The following is a 24,572-nucleotide window of genomic DNA, read 5'->3' as shown; positions in this document are numbered from 1 at the left end:
GTCAATTTCCTGCGCGCCGTACTGTTCGCCTTTCCATAGGCCGTCTAACACGGGGGAGGGCCAGTAGTGGCTCCTGCGCGCGTGCCGAAATCCGGTGCAGTCAAGGACTGCGCCAACCCGAGAAGTGCCCGATGGGGCCGCCTGACGGCCTTCGCCATGGTGGCCGTACTGACCGTCACCATGAGCGACGTCCCCGCCGGACGGGCCGAGGCGGCTCCGTCGCCGAAGGCGCCAGCCGAGGTGCTGGAACGACCGGACGAGATGGCCGCCCTGGTCACCGCACGGATGACGGGCCAGCAGGTCCGCGTCACCGGCATGACCACGGAGACCGCCGAGTACGTCGCCCATCCCGACGGCCATGTCGAGGCCAAGGTTCACGCCGGCCCGGTGCGGATCCGGCAGAACGACACGTGGGTTCCGGTCGACCTCACACTCCAGACGGCGGCGGACGGCTCCGTGCGGCCCCGGGCGCACCCCGCGGATCTGCGGATCTCCGGCGCCCGCAAGGACGGTGGTGAGCTGGCCGCGGTCGGCGTCGGCGACGGCCGGTTGACCATGGGCTGGCCGGGTGCGCTGCCGGCGCCGATGCTGACCGGCAACCGCGCCACCTATCCGGAGGTGGCCGCCGGTGTCGATCTGGTGGTCGAGGCGACCCGGACCGGCTTCGCCCAGTTCCTCACGGTGAAGAACCGGGAGGCCGTGGACCGGCTGCCCGCGCTGACGTTTCCGCTGACCGGCAAGGGATTCTCCTCGTTCACCCAGGACACCTCGGGCGGACTGGTCCTCAAGGACGCCAGAGGCCGGGCGGTCGCTGCCGTACCGGCGCCGGAGATGTGGGACGCCCGGCGGACTCCCGGCACGGACGAACCGGTCCGGCGGGCGGTCGTGGCGGCCAAGTCGGAGCGGCCCGCCAGCCGCCTGGCCCGTGCGACCGGCGGTCTGGTCATGCGGCTGAACCCGGACCTGGCGTGGCTGAAGGATCCGGCCACCCAGTACCCGGTGACGATCGACCCGCAGATCAACCCGCTCTACACGACGTTCGACACGTATGTGAAGGAGGGCGACAACGTCGACCGGGGCGGAGCGAACGATCTTCAGCTCGGTCTTCTGTCCGGCTCGCCCAACGTCAAGGCCCGGTCATTCGTCCACTGGGGTGTGTCCGCCCTGAAGGGCAAGCAGATCACCTCGGCCACTGTGAACTTCTGGAACTTCTGGTCGCACACCTGCACCGCCACCTCGTGGGAGATCTGGACCACGGGTGCCGCCTCCTCGGCGACCCGGTGGGGATCCCAGCCGACCTGGGTGCAGCAGGAGGCCACCTCCAACCAGACCAAGGGTGGCACGGCATGTGCCGACGGCTGGGTGAGCATCAGCGGCACGTCCTTCTTCCAGCGGGCGGCCAACGCCAACCAGTCCACCGCCTACATGGGCGTCCGCGGTACCGACGAGACCAGCCTGAACAGCTTCAAGCAGTTCCGCTCCCGCAACGCGACCGACAGCAGCCAGGTGCCGTACGCGGTGGTGAACTACAACTCGTACCCGACCGTCGGCACCCGTTCCACGGTGCCGGCCACCGCCTGCGTGACCGGCGCCTCCCGGCCGAAGGTCAACACCGCGACTCCGCAGCTTCGGTCGGTCGTCGCCGACGCCGAGGGGTCGACGGTCAAGGCCGAGTTCGAGTGGTGGACGCTGGCCGGCACCACCAAGCTCGGCAGCGCGATCACCGGTACCGCCGCCTCCGGCTCGACGTTCGCCACCACCGTGCCGTCCGCCGCCCTGACCCACAACACCTCGTACAAGTGGCGGGTTCGTGGCAATGACGGGACGGTCAACGGCGCCTGGTCGGCATTCTGCGAGTTCACCGTCGACACCTCGGTCGGCAGCCCGCCGATCGTCAGCTCGACCACGTACCCGGAGAACCAGTGGGGCGGTGACGCGAACGTCGCCGGCAGCTTCACCTTCGACGCCAATGGCGTCGCCGACGCGGCGGCCTACGAGTACAGCCTCGACCTGCAGACCCTGAACAAGGTCGTCAACACCGCGACGCCGGGCGCCAGCGCGACGGTCAGCATCACCCCGTTGACACCGGGCTGGCACAACGTGTGGGCGCGTACCCGCGACTCGGCCAACAACGTGACCGAGGTGCGCAGCTACCCGTTCAAGGTGGGCAACGGCGCGGTCACCTCGCCGAAGGTCGGCGACGTCACAGGGGCCAGGGTGGCGCTCGGCTCGACTGCCGCGCCGTCGTTCGGGGACGCCACGTACCAGTGGCGGCGTGCCGGCTCGGACGCCTGGGTCGCCATCCCCGCCGCCCACGTGACCTACGCCGCCGGCGGTGGCGCCGTCACCTGGCCCGTCGCCCTCTCCGCAGGGGTGGCCCCCAAACTGAACTGGGACGTCGCCGCCACCCTCGCCTCGGTCGACCCGGCGAGCATCCCGCGGGACGGGCCGGTACAGGTGCGCGCCTACTTCAATCTGAGCAGCAACGGGGCGCCGGCCGACAACGTGAAGTTCCGGTTCGACCGGAACCTCGCCTCCGCCGACACCGCTCAGGTCGGTCCGGGTTCGGTCAACCTGGTCACCGGCAACTACCAGATCAGCCAGCAGGACGCCTCGGTGAACGACCTTTCGGTCACCCGCACCTACAACAGCCGCCAGCCGGGCGGGGTGGATCCGATGTTCGGCCCCGGCTGGGTCTCCAGCACGGCGGTCTCGACCTCGGAGGCGCCGTACACCCGGCTGACGGTGTACGGCAGCATCGTCCAGGTCGGGATGCCCGACGGTTCGACGATCGGCTTCGCCAAGGCGACGAGCGCCGGCACCACGTTCGAGCCACAGATCGGCGCCGAGTCCTACAAGCTGACCTACAGCACGACGGGTAACGTCTACACGCTGACCGACGGCAACGGGAACGTGGTGACCTTCGGGCGGAGCTCGACCGACCCGGCCGGCGTGTTCACCCCGACCGCCTCCCGGTCGCCCGGGTCGGGGACCACCACCACGTACTCGTGGCAGAAGGTCACCGTCGGCGGGCAGGACGTCATGCGGCCGACCCGGGTGCTCGCCCCCGTGGCCGACGGCGTCACCTGTACCACCCTGGTGCGTGGCTGCCGGGCGCTGAACTTCACCTATGCCACCGGTACGACCGCCACGGGAACGGCCGACGGCGCCTGGGGCGACTACACCGGGCGGGTGACGCAGATCAGCCTCACCGCGTGGGATCCGGACCTCGCCACCCCTGCGATGCGCACGGTGACCCTCGCGCGTTACTCCTACGACAGCGCCGGGCGTCTTCGTGCCGCGTGGGACCCCCGCGTGGACTGGACCGACGGCAGTGGCGCCCACTCACTGCGCACCACGTACGCCTACGACTCGAACGGAGTCATCACCTCGCTGGCGCCGCCGGCGCTGGAACCCTGGCAGTTCACCTACACGACCCTGCCGGACGACCCGGGAGCGGGCCGGCTGTCGAAGGTCACTCGTTCGGCCCTGACGGCGGGAACGGCGGTCGAGACGGTCGTCTACCGAGTGCCGGTCTCCGGCAGCGGAGCGCCGTACGACCTGTCGCCCACCCAGACCAACCGGTGGGGTCAGACCGAGCAGCCCACGGATGCCACAGCGGTGTTCCCACCCACCCAACTGCCGACGGGTAACCCGGCGACCGGCACGCTACCCGCCTCCTACGAGCGCGCCTCGGTGACGTACCTCGACGCCAACGCCCGCATGGTGAACGTCGCGCAGCCGGGTGGACACCTGACCACCACCTGGTACGACGACTACGGCAACACGGTACGTCAACTCAGTGCCGGCAACCGCCGTCGCGCCCTCGACGCCTCGGCGTCCGACACCGCCACGGTGGAGGCGGCGACAGCCGCCTCGCTCTCATCCGTCAGCGTCTACTCCGAGGACGGACAGCAGCTCGTCGAGACGTTCGGACCTGAGCACGACGTGCTGCTGTCGTCGAACGTCGTCGTCCGGGGCCGGGCACACAGCCGGCACACGTACGACGAGGGCGCGCCCGCCACCGACATCCCCTTCAACCTGACCACCACCACGAGCTCCTCCGTCAGCTACGTCAACGCCGGCCAGACCGTCGACGCCGACGTGCGCACCACCACCACGCAGTACGACTGGGATCTGCGGAAGGCGATCGGATCGACCGTCGACCCGGACGGTCTGGATCTGACGACGTGGACCCGATACGACTCCGCGGGAAGGGTGACGTCGAGCACCATGCCGTCAGGCGGAAGCGTCGACACCACCGCGGCCACCAAGACCAGCACGTACTACACCTCGGCGGCCAACTCGACGTACCCGGAATGCGGAAACCGTGCCGAATGGGCGGGGTTGCTGTGCCGGACGGAGCACGCCGGCACGTCGCCGGCCTCGGCTCCGCTGCGGGTGACGGTCCGCACCTACGACCTGTACCAGCAGGTCCGTACCCTGGTCGAGAAGACCAAGGCGGGTGCCCAGCTCCGCACCACGACGGTGACGTACGACGCCGCGGGGCGGGTGCGGGGCACGACGGTCACGACCGCGGCGGGTCTCGGTACGACGGTGGACACGTCCCGGCTGGAGTACCACCAGCAGAGCGGCCTGCTGGCGCGTACCCAGTCGATGTCGGGGTCCACAGTCCTCGCGGAGGTGGTCCGCGGCTATGACAACCTCGGCCGGGAGACCTCCTACCAGGACAGTGACGGCAACGTGTCCACCAGGACGTACGACGTGATGTCGCGGGTGGCCGTCGCCGACGACGGCAAGGCCACTCAGACGTTCGAGTACGGCACAGCCGGCGAGGCTCGCGGTCTGGCGACGAAGCTGATCGACAGCCAGGCGGGGACGTTCACCGGTCAGTACGACCCGGACGGCGAGCTGATCAGCGAGACGTGGCCGAACGGCATCGTCGCGGAGACGGCCGGCGACGAGGCCGGTAACACCGTGGAGGTCTCCTACCGCCGCCCCGGCTGCGGGCAGGCCGACTGCACCGTCTACCGGGAGACGGCGGCGTTCAGCCCGCACAAGCAGCAGCGGAGAAGCACGTCGACGTTCTCCCAGCAGCATTACGACTACGACCAGGCAAGCCGGTTGTCGACCGTCCGCGACACCGTCTCGGGCGCCTGTTCCACCCGGGTCTACCAGTTCGACAACGCCAGTAACCGGACCCAGCGGGACAACTACGCCGCCGGTGGCGGTGGCGTGTGCCAGAGCAGCACGGCAGCGTCGACCCGGACCTGGGAGTACGACGACGCGGACCGGCTGATCTCCTCGGGCACGTCGTACGACCTGCTGGGTCGTACGACAGCGGTGGCGGCCGCCGACACCACCACCGGCACCGCCGCGACGGTCGGCTACTACACGAACGACATGGTGCGGCAGATCGTCGCGGGAACCACGCAGGCGGAGTACACCCTCGACGTCATGCTGACGAGGTTCCGCAGGGTCCAGACCACGTCAGGCGCGGTCGTGACGGTGCAGACGCATCACTACGCCGACGACAGCGACGCTCCGAGCTGGACTTCCGAGGGCACGTCGTACACGCGCAACCTCTCCGGTCTCGGTGATGCCGTCGGCATCTATCTCGGCGCCTCGGGCACCGTCGACTGGAAGCTGCGCAACCTGCACGGCGACTTCGTCGCCACCATCCAGGGCGCCGCGACAGGCATCTCCGCGGTGCACGAGACCGACGAGTTCGGGATGGCGCGCACCGGCAGCGTGTCGGCGGGCCGCTACGGCTGGCTGGGGGCCGCCTTCCGGGACGGGGGGAACCCGGCCGGCCTCGTGCTCATGGGCGTGCGGCTGTTCAACCCGGCGACCGGGCGCTTCCTGACGGCCGACCGGGTCTACGCGGGGTCGGCGAACGCGTACGAGTACGCGAATCAGGATCCGGTCAACGAGTCGGACACCTCCGGCCTGGCCGTGTGCCGTTGCTACATCCCCGGCTGGGCCTGGACGGGATACCGTGCGTCGTACATCCGGTGGTCGAGGGTCCTGTACACGTCTCCCTGGTACGAGAGCCAGCTGAACTGGCTCGGTCGTGCGCTCATGGACGTCATCGGCGACGAGGCGTGGCTGGACTTCCACCGGATGCAGATGCAGTACCGGACCCGCGACGTGGAGCGGGTGAACTGCGTCGTGGTCAAGAGGTACGGCTGGGGCGATTTCAAGGTGTATTCCGTGCGCTTCACCTACACCGACTATCAGTATCGGGCACGGATCAAGTACCGGTACAAGTACACGAAGTGGATCACGCCGTGGTTCTACGGCTGGTGGCTGACCTACCGGTCGAATCACTATCGTAATTACCACACTGGATACTATTGGACGTGATGATGGCCAGGAGGACGACCACGACGGGTTCGCCGACGGTTCAGGGTGACGCTCCTGAGCCTCGACGCCCTCGCTCACCGAGGGCCCGTGTGGCCCTGACCGGAGTGGTGCTGATTCTGGTGCTCCTCGCATACGTGTCGCTGGAGGCCCTGATCTACGATCCGGTGTTCGGCAGCGGCCCGTTGAGCGACGTGCTGGGGGTGGTTGTTCCGTCCCTGTTCGTCGTCGCGGTCGCCCCGCTGGTCTCCTACCGCCGTCGCGACGCTGTCGCCTGGCTGTTACCGCCGCTGGGTCTGCTCCTGACCGCACGGCTGGCGTGGCGCCTGACCCTGCTGCCCTACCGGGACTGGCCGCCACGCCCGGAAGAAGCTCGCCGGTGCCGCCGGGCGCCGGTGGGTGCTGACGAGGGAACCACCCTGTACCAGCTCGAGGGGTAACGGGGAGGACAGAGGCAGTGGCGCGGGTGCGGTCGTCGACCGCACCCGCGTCGCGTCTCGGCCGGCGCCCGCGCGCTCAGCATCGACGTTCCGCCCGGCGCCGTCAGGCGTCGGTCGCGTCGAGCCGCTTCTGCAGCCGGTCGAGGCGGTCGAGGACGTCGTGCATCATCACGCGCAGGACCGTCGTGTCGGCGTCGCGTCCGGGCAGCATCCGCCCGAACGCGACGCCGTAGTAGAGGGCGGAGAGCGCGGCGGGCGTGACGACGGCGCTCACCCCGGTGCGGCGCAGCGCGGCGCCCGCCTCGCCGTCGTCGCGCAGCAGCCCGAGCAGCAGGTGGCTGCCGGTGGTGACGGCCGAGGCGTGCGCGGTGGCCTGCTCGGCGGCGGCCGCCAGCACCGCCCGGGTGGCCGGCGAGGTGGCCGGCTCGGTGGGCGTCGCCGTGACGGCGGGGGTCTCGCCCAGGGCCGCGCGGATCGTGGCGGCGGGGAAGCCGAGCAGTTCGACGGTGTTCAACACCAGGCTCTCGCCCTCGTCGAGAAAGGCCCGCAGCAGGTGGACCGGCTCCACCGTGCCCGCGCCGGAGGCGGACGCGAGGGCGTACGCCTGGTGCAGGATCGCCGCCACGTGGTGGTTGGCGGGCGGTGTCAGGGTGAGCCCGGCGGGCAGCGCCCGGGTGGTGGGTGTCTCGTGAGTCGCGCCCACGGCGCCGTCCAGCGCCTGGGTCAGCGCGGTCTGGCAGATCCGGGAGACCGGCAGCCGGGCGTCTCGGACGCGGTCGGCGAGGGCGTCGGGTAGATAAACGTTGACCTTGGGCACCTGACCGATCCTGTCACGCGGGGGCCGGGCCGGGCACCCCTTGATCGCCTACATTCCCTAGGGTTATAGTAGGGTTATGCCCGCGCTGCTGACCACCCGACGAGCCCTCGACCAGGGCCGTACCTCCAGCGCGCTCTGTCGCCGCTGAGCCCCACCGGCTCGCTTCGCACACGTCGCCTCGTCGTGCCCTCCTGGGCACGGCCGACTCCTTAAGGCCCGACACGCCATGACTCAGCACGACCCTGTCCAGAAAGCCCGCGTCGACCTGACCGCCGGCATCAACAAGCTCTTCGCCGCCTCGGCCATGTCGGCCAGCGGACACGGCAACATCAGCGTCCGGATCCCCGGCCACGACGACCGCCTCCTCGTCAACGCCGGGGAACTGCTGCGCCCGTGGCCCGCCGACGACCTGCGGGTCGCGGCGCCCGCGCTGCGCACCGTCAACGACGACGTCGTCGTGGTCGGCCTCGACGGGACCGTCCACGACGGAACGCCCAGCCCGTCGGTGGCCGCGATCCTGAAGATGCACATCGGCGTCTACCAGGCCCGGCCCGACGTCAACGCCGTCATCCACACCCATTCGCCGTACGCCACCAGCTACGCCCTCGCCGGTGTGTCGCTGCCGGCCCGGTACGAGGCCCTGCTGGTGCACGGCCAGCCCGTCGACATCCCGGTCGCGCCGTGGGCGCCACGCGGCACCGAGGAGGCGGTGCGGTCGATCGCCGAGACGTTCGCGGCGCACCCCCGCACGTACGCGATCCTGCTCGGCAACCACGGCCTGCTCGTCGCCGGCGACTCCGCCCGGCACGCCGCGAGCCTCGTCGTGGCGATCGAGGAGGCGGCCGTCTCCAGCATCGGCGCCGAGCCGCTCGGCGGCCCGGCGCCGTTCCCCGACCACGTCCACGACCTCGACCTGCGCCTGCGCTTTGAGGAGCCGACCGCATGACCACCCGTAGCCGCCGGATCGCCGGCGCCCTCGCCGCCGTCCTGCTCACCACGTCGCTCGCCGCCTGCGGCGGGAACGACGAGCCCGCCGCGGCGAGCGCCGACGGCCTCACCACCGTCCGGCTCGCCTCGTCGCCGCTGGGCCACCTCGCGCCCATCTACCTGGCCCAGGAGCGCGGCATCTTCGCCAAGCACGGCCTCAAGGTCGAGGTCGACACCGAGACCTCCGACCTGACCTCCGTGCCGGCCGTGCTGGCCGGCAAGGTCGACTTCGCCACCGGCGACCTCACCACGCTGATCGTGGCCCGGTCCAAGGGCCTCGACGTCAAGGCAGTGGTGCCGGCGTCCGCGTCCACCGGCAAGGAGGGCGCCGACTACGGCGCCCTGGTGGTCAAGGGCGACTCCGGCATCACCAGCGCCAAGCAGCTCGAAGGCAAGACCGTCTCGGTCAACGTCCTCACCAACATCGCCGCCGCGGCGGCCCGCGAGGCGGTCCGCGCCGACGGCGGCGACCCGACGAAGGTCAAGCTCGTCGAGATCCCCTTCCCGCAGGCGCCCGCCGCGGTCAGCACCGGCCGGGTGGACGGCGCCTGGGTGGTCGAGCCGTTCCTGTCGGCGGCCAAGGCGCAGGGCGCGGTGCCGGTCGGCTGGGGCTTCACCGACCTGGCGCCCGACCTCACGGTCTCCGCCTGGTACGCGGCCGGCTCCTACACCTCGAAGAACGCGAAGACCGTCACCGCGTTCCGGGACGCGGTGCGGGAGGCGTACGCGTACGCCCGCGACCACGAGGACGAGGTGCGCGCGAAGATCCCCACGTTCACCGAGATCAAGCCGGAGGTGGCCGCGAAGATCACCCTGACCGGCCTGCGTGACGAGGTCAGCCGGCAGGCCGCCGAGAAGCTCGCCGGCTACGCCCAGCGCGACGGGCTCATCACCACCACACCCGACCTCGACGAACTGATCCTCAAGTGAGAAGGGGGTGGCTCGGCGCCCTGGGCCTGGCGGGCGCTGCAACGGCCTACGAGATCCTCGCCCGCCTGTTCTTCGACCCGGCTTACGTGCCGCCGCTGAGCGCCGTGGTTCCGGAGGCGCTGCGCCTGCTCACCGAGGAACGGTTCTGGGCGGCGACCGGCCGTACGCTGGCGGCGGTGGCGGTCGGCCTGGTCATCGCGCTGGCCGCCGGCATCCTGGCCGGGTTCGCGCTCGGCTCGGTGCCGCAGGTGCGCCGGGCCACCTCCTCCACTCTCGACTTCCTGCGGCCGGTCCCGTCGATCGTGCTGATCCCCGTGCTGGTGCTCGTGCTCGACGTCCGGCAGATCACGGTGCTGCTGGTCGCCGTGTCCTGCTTCTGGATCGTCGTGTTCCAGGTGCTCTACGGCCTGCGTGACGTGGACCGGGTGGCGGTCGAGACCGCCCGCGCCTTCCGGCTCGGCCGGCTGGCCCGGATCGTGCACGTCACCTGGCCCACGGTGCTGCCGTACCTGGGCACGGCGCTGCGCCTGATCGTCTCGGTCGCGCTGGCCCTCGCACTGACCGGCGGGCTGGTCATGGGCGCCGCCGGGCTCGGCGAGATGATCTGGAGCAGCCAGGAGTCCGGCGAGTCCACCGGCATGTACGCGCTGGTGCTGCTCACCGGCGGGCTCGGCATCGGCCTCGACCAGCTCGCCCGGCTGGCCGAGCGGCGGCTGCTGCACTGGCACGTGGCGACCCGCCGGGAGGCCCTGGCATGAAGGCCCTCGGGTACGCGCTCGGCCTGCCCGCGGCGCTCGTGGCCGCCTGGTGGGTGGCCAGCGACGGCAGCACCAACGTGTTCCTGCCGCCGCTGCGCACGATCGTCGAGGCGTTCCGGGACGTGTGGTTCTCCGACACGTTCGCCCGCGACGTGGTGCCCAGTCTGTGGCGCCTCGCCGCCGGCTACACGATCGCGCTCGCCGCCGGCGTCGTCCTCGGCTTCGTGATCGGGCGGTGGGCGGTGCCCCGCGCGCTGACCGGCCCGCTGCTGGCGTACTTCCGGGTGCTGCCCGCCCCGGTGCTGATCCCGGTGCTGCTGGTGGCGGTCGGCATCGGCGACACGACCAAGCTGGTCGTCATCACTGTGGGCGCGGTCTGGCCGATCCTGCTCAACACCGCCGACGGCGTCCGCGCCGCCGACGAGGTCGGGCTGGAGACCGCCGCGGCGTACCGGCTGCCGCGCCGCACCCGGCACCTGCTGGCGCTGCGCGGTGCGAGCCCGCAGATCTTCGCCGGCGCCCGGCAGGCCCTCGGCCTGTCGATCATCCTGATGGTGGTCAGCGAGATGCTGATGAGCACCGACGGGCTCGGCTTCACAGTGGTGCAGTTCCAGCGCAGCTTCGCCATCCCGCAGATGTGGAGCGGGGTGCTGCTGATCGGCCTGCTCGGGTTCGGGCTCGCCAAACTCTTCGAGCTCGTCGAGCGGCGCGCGTTGCGCTGGCATCGCGGCCACACCGGACAACTCACGGAGCGACCATGACCTCCCTGCTCGAGATCGCCGGGATCGGCAAGACCTACCGGGCCCGGGAACGCACCGTCGAGGTGCTGACCGCGATCGACCTGACCGTGTCCGAGGGCGAGTTCGTCGCGCTCGTCGGCCCGTCCGGCTGCGGCAAGACCACCCTGCTCAAGATCGTCGCCGGGCTGCTGCCGGCCACCGTGGGGCAGGTCCGGTTCGGCGGCCGTCCGGTCACCGAACCGCCGCCCGGCCTCGGCGTCGTCTTCCAGGAGTACGGCCGCAGCCTGTACGCCTGGAAGACGGTCCGGCAGAACGTCGAGCTGCCGCTGCGGCACCTGGACCTGAGCCGGGCGCGGCGGCGGGAACTCGTCGCCGACGCGCTCGACGCGGTCGGACTCGGCGCGGCCGGCGACGCGTACCCCTGGCAGCTCTCCGGCGGCATGCAGCAGCGCGTCGCGATCGCCCGCGCGGTCGCCTACCGGCCCCGGCTGCTGCTGATGGACGAGCCGTTCTCCGCCGTCGACGCGCAGACCCGCGCCGACCTGGAGGACCTGGTGGCCACGCTGTGGAAGCGCTACGGCATGACCATCGTGTTCGTCACCCACGACATCGACGAGGCGGTCTACCTCAGTCAGCGCGTCGTGGTGCTCGGCGCCGGCGTCTCCGGCGTCCAGGCCGACATCCCGGTCGACCTGCCCGCCGACCGGGATCAGATCGGCACCCGTTCCTCCGCCCGCTTCGGCGAGCTGCGCACCCGAGTGTGGACGCAGGTCCGCCGTACCCCCGAGAGCGAGATGGTATGAGCAACGCCCGATGGACCGACACCGGCGGCGGCGAGGGCCCGCTGTGGTCCTTCCGAGTCGGTGAGGTCGAGGTCTTCCCGATCCGCGAGGTCGACTACTTCGTGGACCCGGCCGAGTTCTTCCCGCAGCTGGCGACCGAGTCGTGGACCGACGGCGCGTTCTACACCCGGGAGCCGTTCACCCACGACGGCCGGATCCTGCTCAACCAGGAGGCCCACCTGCTGCGTACGCCGGACCGGCTGATCCTGGTCGACGCCGGCGGCGGCAACGGCAAACCGCGCAACGGCGGCGTGTTCGACCGGGCGGACCGGCCGTTCCTGGAACAGTTCGCCCGCGCCGGGGTGTCGCTCGGCGACATCGACACCGTCGTCTTCACCCACCTGCACGTCGACCACGTCGGTTTCGCCACCAGCGCGGACGGCCGCGGCGGCTGGGAGCCGACCTTCCCCAACGCCCGGTACCTTGTGGTCCGGGAGGAGTTCGACTGGTGGACCGGCCCGGACGGCGCGCGGGCCATGCAGCGTACCGGCGACTACATCGCCGACAGCATCCTGCCGCTGCGCGACGCCGGGGTGCTCGACCTGATCGAGGCCGACCACGTCCTGTCCCCGCACGTGCACCTGGTGCCCGCGTTCGGTCACACGCCCGGCAACGTCTACCTGGTCGTCGAGTCGGCCGGGCAGCGGGCGTTGTTCGCCGGCGACATGCTGCACCACGGCGTCCAGCTGGAACGGCCGGAGTGGAGCATCCGCTACTGCGTGGTGCCGGGCGACTCCGCCGACCAGCGCCGCCGGTTGCTGGAACGGGCCGCCGACTCGGGTGACCTGCTCGTGCCGGCGCACTTCCCGTTCCCCGCGGCCGGGTACGTGCGCCGGGCCGAGCGCGGCTTCACCTACACGTTCCTCGACGTCTGATGCTCATCGCCGACTTCCACACCCACCACGCCTGTCCGGACTATCCCGCGGTGCTGCCGCACAACGCCACCGGCGTGCTCGCCGCCCGCTGGGCCGACACGGCCCGGCGCGTCGCCGACCTCGACGGCCTGCTCGCCGAGTCCGGCCGGCACGGCGTGGACCTGCGCGTCCTGAGCGCCCCGCCGGCGATGGTCACCCCGCACGGCGAACGGACGCGGCCGGACGATTTGCGGCGGCTCAACGACCACCTGGCCGCCGTGGTCGCCGCGAACCCGGGCCGCCTCGCCGGGCTCGCCACGATCGACGCCTTCGGCGGCGACGCGGCCGCCGGGGAGGTGGTCCGGGCCGTCCTCGAGCTGGGCCTGCCGGGCGTCGTCGTCGACTGCGCCGCCGCGGACGGGCGGCTGCTCGGCGACCCGGCCGCCCGTCCCACCCTGTCCGCCGCGGCCGAGCTGGGTGTGCCGGTCTTCGCGCATCCGATCAGCAGGTCCACGCTGACCGCCGAGTTCGCCGGCCTGGGCCGGCTCGGCACGTCGCTGGCCCGCGGCACGATCAACGCCGCCGCGCTGCTGTCCCTGCTCACCGGCGGCGCCCTGGCCGCGCTGCCCGGCCTGCACGTGGTCTTCCCGATGCTCGGGGTGGCCGGCCTGGCGCTCGCCGCCGCCACCGACGAGGGCGCGTTGCTCAGCGCGCCCGGCCGCCGCGCCCACGTGTACGCCGACACCATGGGCTTCGCGCCGTCGGCGATCCGCTTCGCCACCGACCTGCTCGGGGTCGACCACGTGGTCGTCGGCGGGGACTGGCCGGTCGCCGAACGGGAGACCACCCGGGAGCGGGTCGAGGCGGCGCTGCGCGGCGCGGGCCTCGACCCGGACGAGCGCGCCCTGGTGGCCGGCGGCAACACGCTGCGCCTGCTGGGCCGCGGCTGACGCGCCGATCAGGCCGGCGCCGATCCCGTCCCCGCCACGGCCGGCCAGCGGGGCCGCGCCGAACGACACCGCGAACCGCTTGCACCAGATCGACACGCTGCGCAGCCCGTCCAGGTCCACCGACGCCGGGATGTCGTACGCCTGGTCGCCGATGTTGCCCTTGAGACGGCCCAGTTCCACCCAGCGGCCGTCGTCGAACACCTGCCAGCCCGCGCGGCCCTGCTGCACCTTCCGGTCGGTGAGCCAGACCCGCAGGTCGGGACCGTCCGATGTGTTCAGGCCCCGCAGCAGCAACTGGCGGCGGCCGTCGGCGAGCCGGACCAGCTGCGCCCGGCCGGACGTGTCGTGCTCGTGGGTGACGAAGTCACCGGCGGCCAGGACCACGTCGGCGGGCGGCCCGCCGGTGGCCGGCGGGCCGCTCGTGCCGGCCGTCGGCGGCTCCGTCACCGACGGCAGCGCCTCGCGCACCTCGCGGTCGGTCACCAGCCGCCACGGCTGGAACAGGTACAGGCTCACCCCGAGACCGGCGACCACCACGACGGCGAGCACCGACAACACCACACGTCTTCTGCCCATGCCGTGAACCGTAGGGCCGTTCCCGGCCGGAGGATCTTTCCGTCCGCTTACGGCCCGACCGCGGGCCGCCGCGCCGGGACGCCGATGGGTAGCGTCGGGCCCATGGAGCGCTACGTGCTCGTCGTCGACGACGACCGGACGGTCAGCGATGTCGTCCGCCGCTATCTCGAACAGGACGGCTACCGGGTCCGGCTGTCTTTCGACGGGGCGGACGCGCTCGTCGCGGCCGGGGAGCAGCCGCCCGACCTGGTGGTCCTCGACCTGATGATGCCGGGCCTCGACGGCATCGAGGTGTGCCGGCGGCTGCGGCGGAGGCTGCCGGGGCTGCCCGTCGTCATGCTCACCGCGCTCGGCGACGAGGCCGACCGGGTCGCCGGGCTGGAGGTCGGCGCGGACGACTACGTGACGAAGCCGTTCTCCCCCCGGGAACTGGTGCTGCGCATCCGGTCGGTGCTGCGGCGCACGGCGCGCGACGACCGGGGACCGGCCGGGGTGCTGCGCGACGGCGACCTGACCGTCGACGCCGGCCGGCGGGTCGCCGAGCGAGGCGGGGAGCCGCTGGCGCTGACCGTGCGGGAGTTCGACCTGCTCGCGTTCCTGCTGGCGAACCCGGGTCGCGCGTGGTCCCGGGCCGAACTGCTGGACCGGGTGTGGGGCTGGCGCTTCGGCGACCAGTCGACCGTCACCGTCCACGTCCGGCGGCTGCGGGAGAAGATCGAGGACCGCCCGGCGCAGCCGTGCCGCATCGTCACCGTGTGGGGCGTCGGCTACCGCTACGAGCCGCTGGAGTCCCGGTGAGCGAGCTGCTGGTCATCGGGTCCTACGCCCTGCTGGCCGGCGCGGTCGTCGGCGCGCTCGGCGTGGGCGCGCTGCGGCTGGTGCGCCGCCGGTCGATCCTCGCGCACATCGCGGTGCTGCTCGCGGTCACGATCGCCTCGGTGACGGCGGGCGTCACCGCTGTCGCGCAGGCCATGTTCCTGTCCGCGCACGACCTGCAGGTGGTTCTCGTGACGGTCGCGGCGTCCGCGGCGGTCAGCCTGGCCGTCGGTGTGGCGTTCGCCCGCCGGCTGGCGCGGGCGGCGGTCTGGGCCGACCAGGCCCGGCAGCGGGAACGGCAGTTGGAGGCCGGCCGCCGCGAACTGGTCGCCTGGGTCTCCCACGACCTGCGGACACCGCTGGCCGGCCTGCGGGCGATGGCGGAGGCGCTGGAGGACCGGGTGGTGGACGATCCGGTGACGGTGGCCGAGTACCACCACCGGGTCCGGGTCGAGACCGACCGGATGACGCGGCTGGTCGACGACCTGTTCGAGCTGTCCCGGATCAACGCGGGCGCGCTGCGGCCCGCGCTGTCCCCGGTGCCGCTCGGCGACGTCGTCTCCGACGCGATCGCCGCCACCGCGCCGCTGGCCGCCGACCGGGGGGTGCGTGTGCTCGCCCCGGAGACCGGCTGGCCCACGGTCCGGGCCGGCGAGGCCGAACTCGCCCGCGTCGTCACGAACCTGCTCGTCAACTCGGTGCGGTACACGCCGCCGGACGGCACGGTGCGCGTCGACACCGGCCACGACGAGGGCGACGTGTGGTTCGCCGTCTCCGACACCTGCGGCGGCATCCCCGAGGCGGACCTGCCCCGGGTGTTCGACGTGGCGTTCCGGGGGACCCGGGCCCGCACACCGGCCGGCGCGGACCAGCCGGCGCCGGCCGGTGGCGGGCTGGGCCTGGCGATCGTGCGCGGCCTGGTCGAGGCGCACGGCGGGCGGGTGCACGCGCACAACGTCACCGGCGGCTGCCGGTTCGTCGTCCGCCTCCCGCCCGCCTGACAGCCGCCGCGCCCGGTCAGGCGGCGTTCGGGGGACCGGTCTGCGTCAGGCGCCCGTCGGCGAGCCGCAGCCAGCGGTCGACCCCGATCGCGGCGAGGAACCGCTCGTCGTGGCTGACCACGAGCAGCGCCCCCCGGTACGCGTTCAGCGCGCTCTCCAACTGCGCGACGCTGAGCAGGTCGAGGTTGTTCGTCGGCTCGTCGAGCAGCAGGAGATGCGGGGCCGGCTCGGCGCCCAGGACGCAGGCCAGCGTCGCCCGCAGCCGCTCGCCGCCGGAGAGCACCCCGGCCGGCAGGTGCGCCCGCGGGCCGCGGAACAGGAAGCGGGCCAGCAGGTTCATCCGCTGCGCATCCGGGGCCTGCGGCGCGAACGCGGCCAGGTTCTCCGCCACCGTACGGTCGGAGTCCAGCAGGTCGAGGCGCTGCGACAGGTACGCGATGCGGCCGTCGGCCCGGCTGATCCGGCCCTGCTCGGGTTCCAGGTCGCCGTTGATCAGGCGCAGCAGCGTGGACTTGCCCGCGCCGTTGCCGCCGAGCAGAGCGATCCGCTCCGGTCCCCGGATCGTCAGGTCGACGCCACCGGTGGCGAACAGCTGCCGGTCGCCGTACCGGATCTGCGCTCCTTCGGCGGTGAGCAGCGTGCGGCCGGCCGGCACCTCGGTGGCGGGCAGCTCCACCGAGATCCTCTGCTCGTTGCGCAGCGCCCGCTCGGCCTCGTCGAGCCGGGCCCGGGCGTCGTCCACCCGCCCGGAGTGCATCTCGTTCGCCTTGCCGGCGGCCACCTGCGCGTCCCGCTTCATGCCGCCGGCGACGATCCTCGGCAGCCCCGCGTTCTTGAGGTTGCGGGCGGCGTTGCCGGCCCGGCGGGCCGCCCGCTCGCGGGCCTCCTGCAGCTCCCGCTTCTCCCGCTTGAGGTCCTGCTCGGCGTTGCGGATGTTCTTCTCCGCCACCTCCCGCGCGGCGCGCGCCGCCTCCTCGTACGCGGTGAAGTTCCCGCCGTGGAACCGCACCTCGCCGCGGTCCAGCTCGGCGATGCGGTCCATCCGGTCCAGCAGCGCCCGGTCGTGACTGACCAGCAGCAGGCAGCCGGTCCACTGCTCCAGCACGTCGTAGAGCCGGTGCCGGGCGTCGAGGTCGAGGTTGTTAGTGGGCTCGTCCAGCAGCAGCACGTCGGGCTGTTTGAGCAGTTGCGCCGCCAGGCCGAGCGAGACGACCTGCCCGCCGCTGAGGGTGTCCAGCCGCCGGTCGAGCGCGAGGTCGCCGAGGCCGAGCCGGTCCAGCTGGGCGCGGGTGCGCTCCTCGATGTCCCAGTCGTTGCCGATGGTGGTGAAGTGCCGCTCGTCGGCGTCGCCGGACTCGATGGCGTGCAGCGCCGCGATCAGCGGGGCGATCTCCAGCACCTGCGCCACGGTCAGGTCGCCGGACAGCGGCAGGCTCTGCGGGAGGTAGCCCGGCACACCGTGCACCGTGACCGACCCGGCGGCGGGCCGCAGCTCACCGGCGATCAGCTTGAGCAGCGTGCTCTTGCCGGCGCCGTTCGGCGCGACCAGGCCGGTCCGGCCCGCGCCGAGGGTGAAGGAGAGGTTCTGGAAGACCGGAGTGTCGTCCGGCCAGGAGAAGGTCAGGTTCGAGCAGACGACGAAGGAATCGGACATCAGGAAGACGACCTCGAAGATGAGGGCGGGCGGACCTCAGCCGCCCGGCGGGGGACACGGTCTCGGGGTACGACGACGCGACCACGGCGCCTGCCTGTGGTCGGTCACATGTCCGGTCTCACCCGGAGATGTCGTCGTCACCCGCCATGTCTGGTCTCCCTGCCTGCCTGATCGCCACTGGATCACTCCGGTCCACCGTAGCACCGGCCGGTGCCCGGCGCGGGCGTGCCGGACCGGCGTCCGCGCGGCGGTCCGCCGCGCCGTGCGCCCTATGCTCCTGGCCATGTCCCAGGTGACTGCGAGCCGCTGGTTCGGGCCGGCCGGATCCTCGACCGGCGACGCCCAGGTGTTCGTCTTCCCGTACGCCGGCGGCGTCGCCGCCTCCTTTGCGCAGTGGCGGGAACTGGCCGCGCCGGAGCTGTTGGTGCAGGTCGCGCTGATGCCGGGCCGGGGCGTCCGGCTGCACGAGCCACCGGTGGACGACCTCGCGGAGCTGGTGGACGCGCTGGCGACGGCCGTCGCCGAGCGGGCGTCCGGGCCGTTCCTGCTGTTCGGCCACAGCCTGGGGGCGCTGGTGGCGTTCGAGGTGACCCGGGAGCTGCGCCGCCGGGGCGCGCCCGCACCGCTGGCGTTGCTGGTCGGCGGCGCGGAGGCGCCGGGGACCCGGCTGGTACGGCGGCGCGTCCACGACCTGGACGACGCCGGTCTCATCGACGCGCTGCGCGACTTCGGGGCCACGCCGGCTGCGCTGCTGGCCGACCGCGACCTGATGGAGCTGATCCTGCCCGGGGTGCGGGCCGACTTCGCGCTGTCCGAGCGGTACGCCTATCGCCAGGGGCCGCCGCTGGAGGTGCCGGTGCACGTGCTGCTCGGCGACGGGGACGAGCACGTGGACCCGGAACGGGCCGCGGGGTGGGCCCGGGAATGTGTCACCGAGCCGCGATGGCACGTGTTTCCCGGCGGGCATTTCTTCCTTACCGACCATCTGCCGGAAATCATCGACCTAATGCGACACATCGTCGTCAGTCACACCCCTGTGGCGGAATAAGCGACAAAGAGCAGGTAAGGACTCGTACCCGCGCCGGACCTTCCACAATGTCCGGTATTCGACCTGGTGAGTGGCCGAGAAGCGGTGTTAAAGTTCGCCATCCGTTCGCCGAAGGGACGTCGCTGACGAGGCGGCATACTGTCGCGTGCGCCGAGGTGTTCATGAGCCGGCCGTACCTTCCGTCCCTGGTCCTACGCGATTACCTGCACACCGTGGCGACCCTCCACCCGCAACTGCGCGAGCTGCTCGACTTCGGCCGTCCCGGCGCGGACGCGGCCCTCGCGGAACTGGCCGGCACGGTCAGCGAGTTCGACACCGACTCCACCGGCCGGGGCGATTCCTATCGCCGGGCTCAGCGGGACACGCTCGTCCGCTGGACCGGTATGCGGCGGCTGCTGGACCTCGCCACGCCGGACGCAGCCGCTCCGGTCACGCTGATCCTCGACGTACTCGGCGGCGACGGCACGGTGGCCCGCGCCGCGGGCAGCCAGTCGGCCTGCTTCGAGTCCAAACTCGCATTCATCACCGGCGACCTGTCCGGCCACATGGTCGACAAGGCGCTCGCCCACGGCCTGCCCGCCGTCCGCCAGGCCGCGCACTTCCTGTTCCTGCGCGACGCCGGCGTGGACGCGGTGCTGCTGGCGTACGGCACGCACCACATCCCGGCGGCCCGGCGGCCGCAGGCGGTGGCGGAGGCGGCCCGGGTGGTCCGACCCGGCGGCCGGATCGTGCTGCACGACTTCGACGAGTCCAGCCCGATGGCCGGGTTCTTCGGCGAAGTGGTGCACCCGCACGCCGCCGGCGGCCACGACTACCGGCACTTCAGCCGCGCCGAGCTGACCGGCCTGTTCACCGCGGCCGGGCTGCCGGTACGCGTCCTCGACCTGTACGACCCGCTGATCGTGCGCGCCGACAGCGCCGAGTCCGCGTCCGCGGGCATGCGCGACTACGTCGGCGACATGTACGGCGTGCGCGACTACTTCGCGACGCTCACCGACGACGAGGTGTGGCAGCTGCTGACCCGCCACTTCGACCACACCCGTTACCTGGCCGGGATCGGCCGCGATGACGTGCCGGCCCGTCCGCTGGTCTACCGGGCCGACGGGCAGTTCGTGGCCGAGGTGCCCCGGATGGCCATCGTCGCGGTCGCGACGAGGGCGCAGGTAGCGCCGTGACCGGCCCGAGCCACCTGACCGGCCCGCGCTACCTGACCGACCTGGTGCACCGGCCCGCCGGCGCCGGCGGCGACCGGCCCGCGATCGTCGGCCCGGACGGCGAGCTGAGCTACACCGCGCTGTGGGAGCGGGTCGGCGCGACGGCCGAGCTGCTGCGCCGCGCCCGCGTGCGGCCGGGTGACCTGGTGGGTCTCTACCTGCACCGGTCCGCCGACTATGTGACGTCGCTGCTGGCGACGCTCGCGGTGGGCGCGGTGGCGGTGCCGGTCGACCCCGAGCTGCCCTCCGGCCGGGCCGAGCAGATGCTCGCGGCGGCCGCGCCCCGGCTCGTCCTGTACGCCGACCGTCCGCCCGCCGTCGCCGCGCCCGCGTCGACCGGGTGGCGGGACGTGCGTACCGCGCGGGCCGGGTCGACGGCCGACCTGACCGATCGCACCGGCTGGCTGCCGCCGGGCGAGCACGCCGCGCTGGTGCTGTTCACCTCCGGCTCCACCGGCCGGCCGAAGGGCGTGGTGCTGCACCACGCCGGGCTGGTCAACCGGCTGGCCTGGGGTCACGAGTGGTTCGGCTTCGGCGCCGACGACCGGGTGCTGCACAAGGCGTCGATCGGATTCGACGCGTCGGTGCACGAGATCCTCTCCCCGCTGATCGCGGGCGGCGCCGTGGTCGTCGCCGGGCCGGGCCTGCAGTTCGACAGCCTCGGGCTTGTCCGGCTGATCCAGCGGGAGGCGGTCACCACCGCGCACTTCGTACCGACCATGTTGCGGCACGTGCTCGACGTGCCGGAGTTCGCGGGCTGCCTCACGCTGCGGCGGGTGCTGTGCGGCGGCGAGGCGCTGGACATGCGGCTGGTCCGGCGGTTGCGCGAGGTGCTGCCGTGCGGGCTGTTCAACGGGTACGGCCCGAGCGAGACGTCGATCAACGTGTCCTACTGGGACTGCGCCGAGCCGTACGCGGGCAGCATCGCCCCGATCGGCCGGATCATCGACGGCGTCACCGCCCACGTGCTCGGCGACGATCTGCGCCCGGTGCCCGAGGGCGGGACCGGCGAGCTGTGGATCGGCGGGGTCGCGGTCGGGCTGGGCTACCTGCGCGACGACGAGCGGACGGCGGAACGTTTCCGCGCCGACCCGGCGCGGCCGGGCGCGCGGCTCTACCGCACCGGCGACCTGGTGCGGATCGCGCCGCAGGGCTTCCTGGAGTTCCGCGGCCGGGCCGACGACCAGGTCAAGATCCGGGGGGTCCGGGTGGAGCCGGGCGAGGTGGCCGCCGTGCTGCGCGAGCATCCGGCCGTGCACGACGCGGTGGTGGTGACGGTCCCGGACACCGACGACGGCCCCCGCCTGGTCGGGTACGTGGTGCCGCAGCCCCGGCAGGCCCCGGCGGTCGGCGGGCTGCCGCGCTTCCCGCTGCCGAACGGCATGGCGGTCACCGCGGCGTCGCCGGACGAGGCGGTCTTCCTCTACCGGCAGATCTTCGACCAGGCCGAGTACGCCCGCTTCGGCGTCCGCGTCGGCGACGGCGCCGTGGTCGTCGACGTCGGCGCCAACATCGGGCTGTTCTCGCTCTGGGCGTCCCGGCAGGCGCGCGACGTGCGACTGGTGGCGGTCGAACCGAACCCGGACACCCTGCCGTACCTGCGCGCCAACCTCGGCCTCTACGCCGGGTCGGCGTCGGTCGTCGAGGCCGCCGTGACCGACGCGGCGGGCACCGCCGAGCTGACCTCGTTCCCCGAGCTGAGCTACCTGTCCGGCCTCGGCGCCGACCGGGCCGGCGTCGCCTCCGACCTGGTCCGGTCGCACTACCGCAACGGTGGCGGCGACGCCGACGAGACCGAACAGGCGGCGCTACTCGCGGACGCCCGCCGCCGCCTCGCCCCGGTGGCGCACGTGGTGCCGACGGTGACGCTGTCGGACCTGCTGGACCGCTTCGGGCTGGACCGCGTCGACCTGCTGAAGATCAACACCGAGGGCGCCGAGCTGAGCGTGCTGCGCGGGCTGCGCCCCGAGCACTGGCCCCGCATCCGCCAGGTCTGCCTGGAGGTCGAGCGCAGCAGCGTGACCACCCCGCTGGTGCGCGAGATGCTGTGCGCTGCCGGGTTCGAGGTCAACGACATCGGCGACTGGAACGTCGGCGCGGACGCCGACGTCAGCTACGTCTACGCCGTACGGCCGCAGGACCCGCCGCCCGCGGCGACGCCCCGGGACGAGCCCGCCGACCACCTGCTGACCACCGGGCTGCTCCAGGGCTACCTAGCCTCGGCGCTGCCTCCCGCGATGCGCCCGGACCAGATCGTCCTGGTCGACCGGCTGCCCCGCCTGCCCAACGGCAAGGTCGCGCGGCTGGAGCTGCCACCACCACCGCCCCGGCCTACCGGGCCTGCTGCGGAACCCGGCGACGGCGCCCTCACCGACCGGCTGCGCGAGGCGTGGCGGGCCACGCTCGGCGTCGACGCGGTGCACGACGACGACACGTTCGTCGCGCTCGGCGGGCACTCGCTGACCGCGCTGCGGATTGCGCTGCGGGTACGGGAGATGGCCGGGCTGGAGGTGTCCCCGGCGAGCTGCCTGCGCGCCGGGTCGTTCGCCGACTGGGTCGACCGGGTCACGGAGGCGGGACGCGATGTCAGCCCGGTCCGCTGACACGCGGCACGTCGTCGTGGTGGGCGCCGGCCGGCTGGCCCGCTCGCTGTGCCACGCCCTGGCCGCGACGCCCACCCCGGCGCCGCTGCGCGTGACGGTCCTGGCCCGCGACCCGGACGCGGCGCTCGCGCTCGCCCGCGCCGCGCGGGTGCGCGCCACAGTCGCCGGAACCCCCGTCGCCGTCACCGCCCGGCCGTTCACCGCCGAACCCGGCGCCGACCCGGGGGAGCGGTACGCCGCCGATGCCGCCTCGATGGCCCGGCTCCGGCCCGACGTGCTGGTCTGCGCCGCGTCCGCGCAGTCGCCGTACGAGCGGGCGGCGGCGCCGTCGGCCTGGACGGACCTGATCGCCGCGGCCGGCTTCGGCGTGACGCTGGCATTGCAGGCCGAGCTGGTGTCCCGGCTGGCCGCCGCGCTGGCCTGCGGCGCGCCCGGCGCGACGCTCGTCAACGGCGCGTTCCCGGACGCGGTCAACCCGCTGCTCGCCGCACGGGACCTGCCGGTGCGCTGCGGCATCGGCAACGTGGCGACGCTCGCCGCGTGCCTGGACGCCGCGCTCGGCCGTCCCGGCCAGCGCCGCCTGGCGGTGCTCGGCCACCACGCCCACCTCGCCGCGCCCGGCCCGGACGACGAGGACACCGCCGAGGTACGCGCCTGGCTGGACGGCCGGCCCGTCCCGGACGTCACCGGGCTGCTCGCCGGCTACCGCGCGCTGCCCCGGCCGGAGCTGAACGCGCTCGCCGGGCACGCCGGGGCCGCCCTGGTGGCGGCGCTCGCCACCGGCGACGAGGTGACGGCGAGCCTGCCCGGGCCACTGGGACTGCCGGGCGGCTATCCGGTCCGGCTCACCGGCGGCCGGACCGAGCTGCGGCTGCCGGCCGAGCTGCCCATGGCGCAGGCGGTCGCCTGGAACACCGCCGCCGGACGCCGCGACGGCGTCGAGGTCGGCGGCGGCCACGTCCGCTACCCGGAGCGCGCCCGGGCGGCACTGGCGGCGTACCGGCCGGACCTGGCCGGCGGCTGGCACGCGAGCGAGCTGCCCGAGATCGCCTGCCGGTTCACCGCCCTGCGTGACCATCTGCGAACGGTGCCGCCGGCGCCGGCCCGGAGTGTGTTGGAGGAAGCCCGATGACCGTGACCACCCCGGCCACCCGCAACATGATCACCGACTACTACGACGTCGTCGCGTCGGCGGTGCGCAAGTGCGGCGCGGTCCCCGGCGACGCGCCCGGCACGCCCGGCTTCGCGCCCGGCTTCGACCTGCCCGAGCTGACCCCGCAGGTACGCGAGTTCTACGCCGCCGCCACGGTCAGCTGGTCCCCGCTGGGCCACTACGGCGGGCACGACCTGACGATGCTCGACCTGACCGCCAACCCGGGCACCCGGACCACGAAGACGTTCGCCTCGATGGTGATCGTCGCCCGCGCGGTGGAGCACATCCGGCGTACCGGCGAGCGGCTGTGCATCGTCACCCCGACCTCCGGCAACAAGGGCGTCGCGCTGCGCGACTCGGTGGCCCGCGCGTACGCGGCCGGGCTGGTGACCCCGGAGCAGCTGTCCATCGTGGTTCTGGCGCCGGCGGCGACCCGGCACAAGTTCCGCCACGACGCGCTCGCCGACGATCCCGCGACCCGTGCGGTGAACCCGCTGCTGCGGTACACCGGCGCGGACCCGGAGGGCGTGAAGGCGCTCGGCCGCGCGTTCGTCGACGAGTACGCGGCCACCGCGTACGACAAGCGCGGCGTCACCCTCTGGTACACGCTCGATCTGCGCAACTACCTGGTCGCCGACGCCGCCCGGGCCGCCTTCGAAGCCGACGTGTCGCCCGCCGCCGGTTCCCGCTGGCACGCGCACGCCGTGTCCAGCGCGTTCGGCCTGCTCGGCTACAACCTGGGCCGCGACGTGCTGGAAGCGGCCGGCGACGCCGACCCGGCCGACCGGCCCGGTTTCCTGCTCGTGCAGCACCTCGGCACGCCGGACATGGTGCTCAGCCTGCGCCACGGCTCGTTCGAGCGGGA

General features: G+C 72.9%; 18 protein-coding genes and 1 pseudogene (1 of these 19 running past the window's edge). 16 read left to right on the top strand and 3 right to left on the bottom strand.

Annotated elements, in window-relative coordinates; genetic code table 11:
* The first annotated feature begins 180 nt into the window (after nucleotides 1-180).
* Complete coding sequence (locus A4R25_RS09090; RefSeq protein ID WP_231915467.1) at nucleotides 181-6,327, top strand: RHS repeat-associated core domain-containing protein; 6,147 nt, start codon at nucleotides 181-183, stop codon at nucleotides 6,325-6,327.
* Nucleotides 6,328-6,431: 104 nt separating this feature from the next.
* Entirely contained in the window at nucleotides 6,432-6,764 is a 333-nt protein-coding gene (locus A4R25_RS09085) for a hypothetical protein (protein ID WP_124778824.1), read from the top strand.
* Nucleotides 6,765-6,867: 103 nt separating this feature from the next.
* Here the strand turns inward: A4R25_RS09085 and A4R25_RS09080 are convergent, their stop codons facing one another.
* Nucleotides 6,868-7,581: a Clp protease N-terminal domain-containing protein gene (locus tag A4R25_RS09080; RefSeq protein WP_064446296.1), complete on the bottom strand. Its 714-nt coding sequence runs from the start codon at nucleotides 7,579-7,581 to the stop codon at nucleotides 6,868-6,870.
* Nucleotides 7,582-7,807: 226 nt separating this feature from the next.
* On the opposite strand from A4R25_RS09080, the gene A4R25_RS09075 reads away from it, so the two are divergent.
* The 7 genes from A4R25_RS09075 to A4R25_RS09045 are packed head-to-tail and all read left to right on the top strand — an operon-like array spanning nucleotide 7,808 to nucleotide 13,642.
* Nucleotides 7,808-8,527: a class II aldolase/adducin family protein gene (locus A4R25_RS09075; protein ID WP_064446295.1), complete on the top strand. Its 720-nt coding sequence runs from the start codon at nucleotides 7,808-7,810 to the stop codon at nucleotides 8,525-8,527.
* Nucleotides 8,524-9,498 carry an ABC transporter substrate-binding protein gene (locus A4R25_RS09070; RefSeq protein WP_064446294.1) on the top strand — a complete coding sequence of 325 codons (975 nt, stop codon included), beginning with the start codon at nucleotides 8,524-8,526 and terminating at the stop codon, nucleotides 9,496-9,498. The genes A4R25_RS09075 and A4R25_RS09070 overlap by 4 nt, the downstream gene beginning before the upstream one ends.
* On the top strand, nucleotides 9,495-10,256 hold the full coding sequence (locus A4R25_RS09065; protein ID WP_064446293.1) for an ABC transporter permease: 762 nt from the start codon (nucleotides 9,495-9,497) through the stop codon (nucleotides 10,254-10,256). The genes A4R25_RS09070 and A4R25_RS09065 overlap by 4 nt, the downstream gene beginning before the upstream one ends.
* Nucleotides 10,253-11,017, top strand: a complete 765-nt coding sequence (locus tag A4R25_RS09060) for an ABC transporter permease (RefSeq protein WP_064446292.1) — start codon at nucleotides 10,253-10,255, stop codon at nucleotides 11,015-11,017. The genes A4R25_RS09065 and A4R25_RS09060 overlap by 4 nt, the downstream gene beginning before the upstream one ends.
* Nucleotides 11,014-11,799 carry an ABC transporter ATP-binding protein gene (locus A4R25_RS09055; RefSeq protein WP_064446291.1) on the top strand — a complete coding sequence of 262 codons (786 nt, stop codon included), beginning with the start codon at nucleotides 11,014-11,016 and terminating at the stop codon, nucleotides 11,797-11,799. The genes A4R25_RS09060 and A4R25_RS09055 overlap by 4 nt, the downstream gene beginning before the upstream one ends.
* The gene (locus tag A4R25_RS09050; RefSeq protein ID WP_051610992.1) at nucleotides 11,796-12,713 is read left to right on the top strand and encodes an MBL fold metallo-hydrolase; all 918 of its coding nucleotides are present in this window, start codon (nucleotides 11,796-11,798) and stop codon (nucleotides 12,711-12,713) included. Before A4R25_RS09055 ends, A4R25_RS09050 begins: the two co-directional genes overlap by 4 nt.
* The gene (locus A4R25_RS09045; protein ID WP_064446290.1) at nucleotides 12,713-13,642 is read left to right on the top strand and encodes an amidohydrolase family protein; all 930 of its coding nucleotides are present in this window, start codon (nucleotides 12,713-12,715) and stop codon (nucleotides 13,640-13,642) included. The genes A4R25_RS09050 and A4R25_RS09045 overlap by 1 nt, the downstream gene beginning before the upstream one ends.
* Before the next feature lie 42 nt (nucleotides 13,643-13,684).
* On the opposite strand, the pseudogene A4R25_RS30500 reads toward A4R25_RS09045, so the two are convergent.
* A pseudogene (locus A4R25_RS30500) lies at nucleotides 13,685-14,218 on the bottom strand (DM13 domain-containing protein); the annotation flags it as partial.
* Nucleotides 14,219-14,302: 84 nt separating this feature from the next.
* Between A4R25_RS30500 and A4R25_RS09035 the strand changes: the two are divergent.
* The gene (locus A4R25_RS09035; RefSeq protein WP_082930936.1) at nucleotides 14,303-15,016 is read left to right on the top strand and encodes a response regulator transcription factor; all 714 of its coding nucleotides are present in this window, start codon (nucleotides 14,303-14,305) and stop codon (nucleotides 15,014-15,016) included.
* Nucleotides 15,013-16,035 carry a sensor histidine kinase KdpD gene (locus A4R25_RS09030; RefSeq protein ID WP_064446287.1) on the top strand — a complete coding sequence of 341 codons (1,023 nt, stop codon included), beginning with the start codon at nucleotides 15,013-15,015 and terminating at the stop codon, nucleotides 16,033-16,035. Before A4R25_RS09035 ends, A4R25_RS09030 begins: the two co-directional genes overlap by 4 nt.
* Before the next feature lie 16 nt (nucleotides 16,036-16,051).
* Here the strand turns inward: A4R25_RS09030 and abc-f are convergent, their stop codons facing one another.
* Nucleotides 16,052-17,689 carry a ribosomal protection-like ABC-F family protein gene (gene abc-f / locus A4R25_RS09025; protein ID WP_064446286.1) on the bottom strand — a complete coding sequence of 546 codons (1,638 nt, stop codon included), beginning with the start codon at nucleotides 17,687-17,689 and terminating at the stop codon, nucleotides 16,052-16,054.
* A gap of 283 nt (nucleotides 17,690-17,972) precedes the next feature.
* On the opposite strand from abc-f, the gene A4R25_RS09020 reads away from it, so the two are divergent.
* The 5 genes from A4R25_RS09020 to A4R25_RS09000 all read left to right on the top strand — a co-directional run.
* Nucleotides 17,973-18,737 carry a thioesterase II family protein gene (locus tag A4R25_RS09020; protein WP_231915466.1) on the top strand — a complete coding sequence of 255 codons (765 nt, stop codon included), beginning with the start codon at nucleotides 17,973-17,975 and terminating at the stop codon, nucleotides 18,735-18,737.
* A gap of 212 nt (nucleotides 18,738-18,949) precedes the next feature.
* A complete protein-coding gene (locus tag A4R25_RS09015) occupies nucleotides 18,950-19,912 on the top strand; it encodes a class I SAM-dependent methyltransferase (RefSeq protein ID WP_231915465.1) in 963 nt (320 codons plus the stop codon).
* Entirely contained in the window at nucleotides 19,909-22,554 is a 2,646-nt protein-coding gene (locus A4R25_RS09010; protein ID WP_231915464.1) for an amino acid adenylation domain-containing protein, read from the top strand. The genes A4R25_RS09015 and A4R25_RS09010 overlap by 4 nt, the downstream gene beginning before the upstream one ends.
* On the top strand, nucleotides 22,535-23,686 hold the full coding sequence (locus A4R25_RS09005; RefSeq protein WP_064446284.1) for a hypothetical protein: 1,152 nt from the start codon (nucleotides 22,535-22,537) through the stop codon (nucleotides 23,684-23,686). The genes A4R25_RS09010 and A4R25_RS09005 overlap by 20 nt, the downstream gene beginning before the upstream one ends.
* Nucleotides 23,683-24,572 carry the 5' portion of a DUF6002 family protein gene (locus tag A4R25_RS09000; RefSeq protein WP_064446283.1) on the top strand. 466 nt of this gene lie beyond the right edge of the window, so only the first 890 of its 1,356 coding nucleotides appear in the window; its start codon is at nucleotides 23,683-23,685; its stop codon lies off the right edge, out of view. The genes A4R25_RS09005 and A4R25_RS09000 overlap by 4 nt, the downstream gene beginning before the upstream one ends.

The sequence above is a fragment of the Micromonospora sp. NBRC 110037 genome (assembly GCF_001652995.1).
GTDB lineage: Bacteria > Actinomycetota > Actinomycetes > Mycobacteriales > Micromonosporaceae > Micromonospora > Micromonospora chalcea.
Note: the sequence above shows the minus strand (reverse complement) of the source record. Positions and strands in the feature narration are given on the sequence as shown.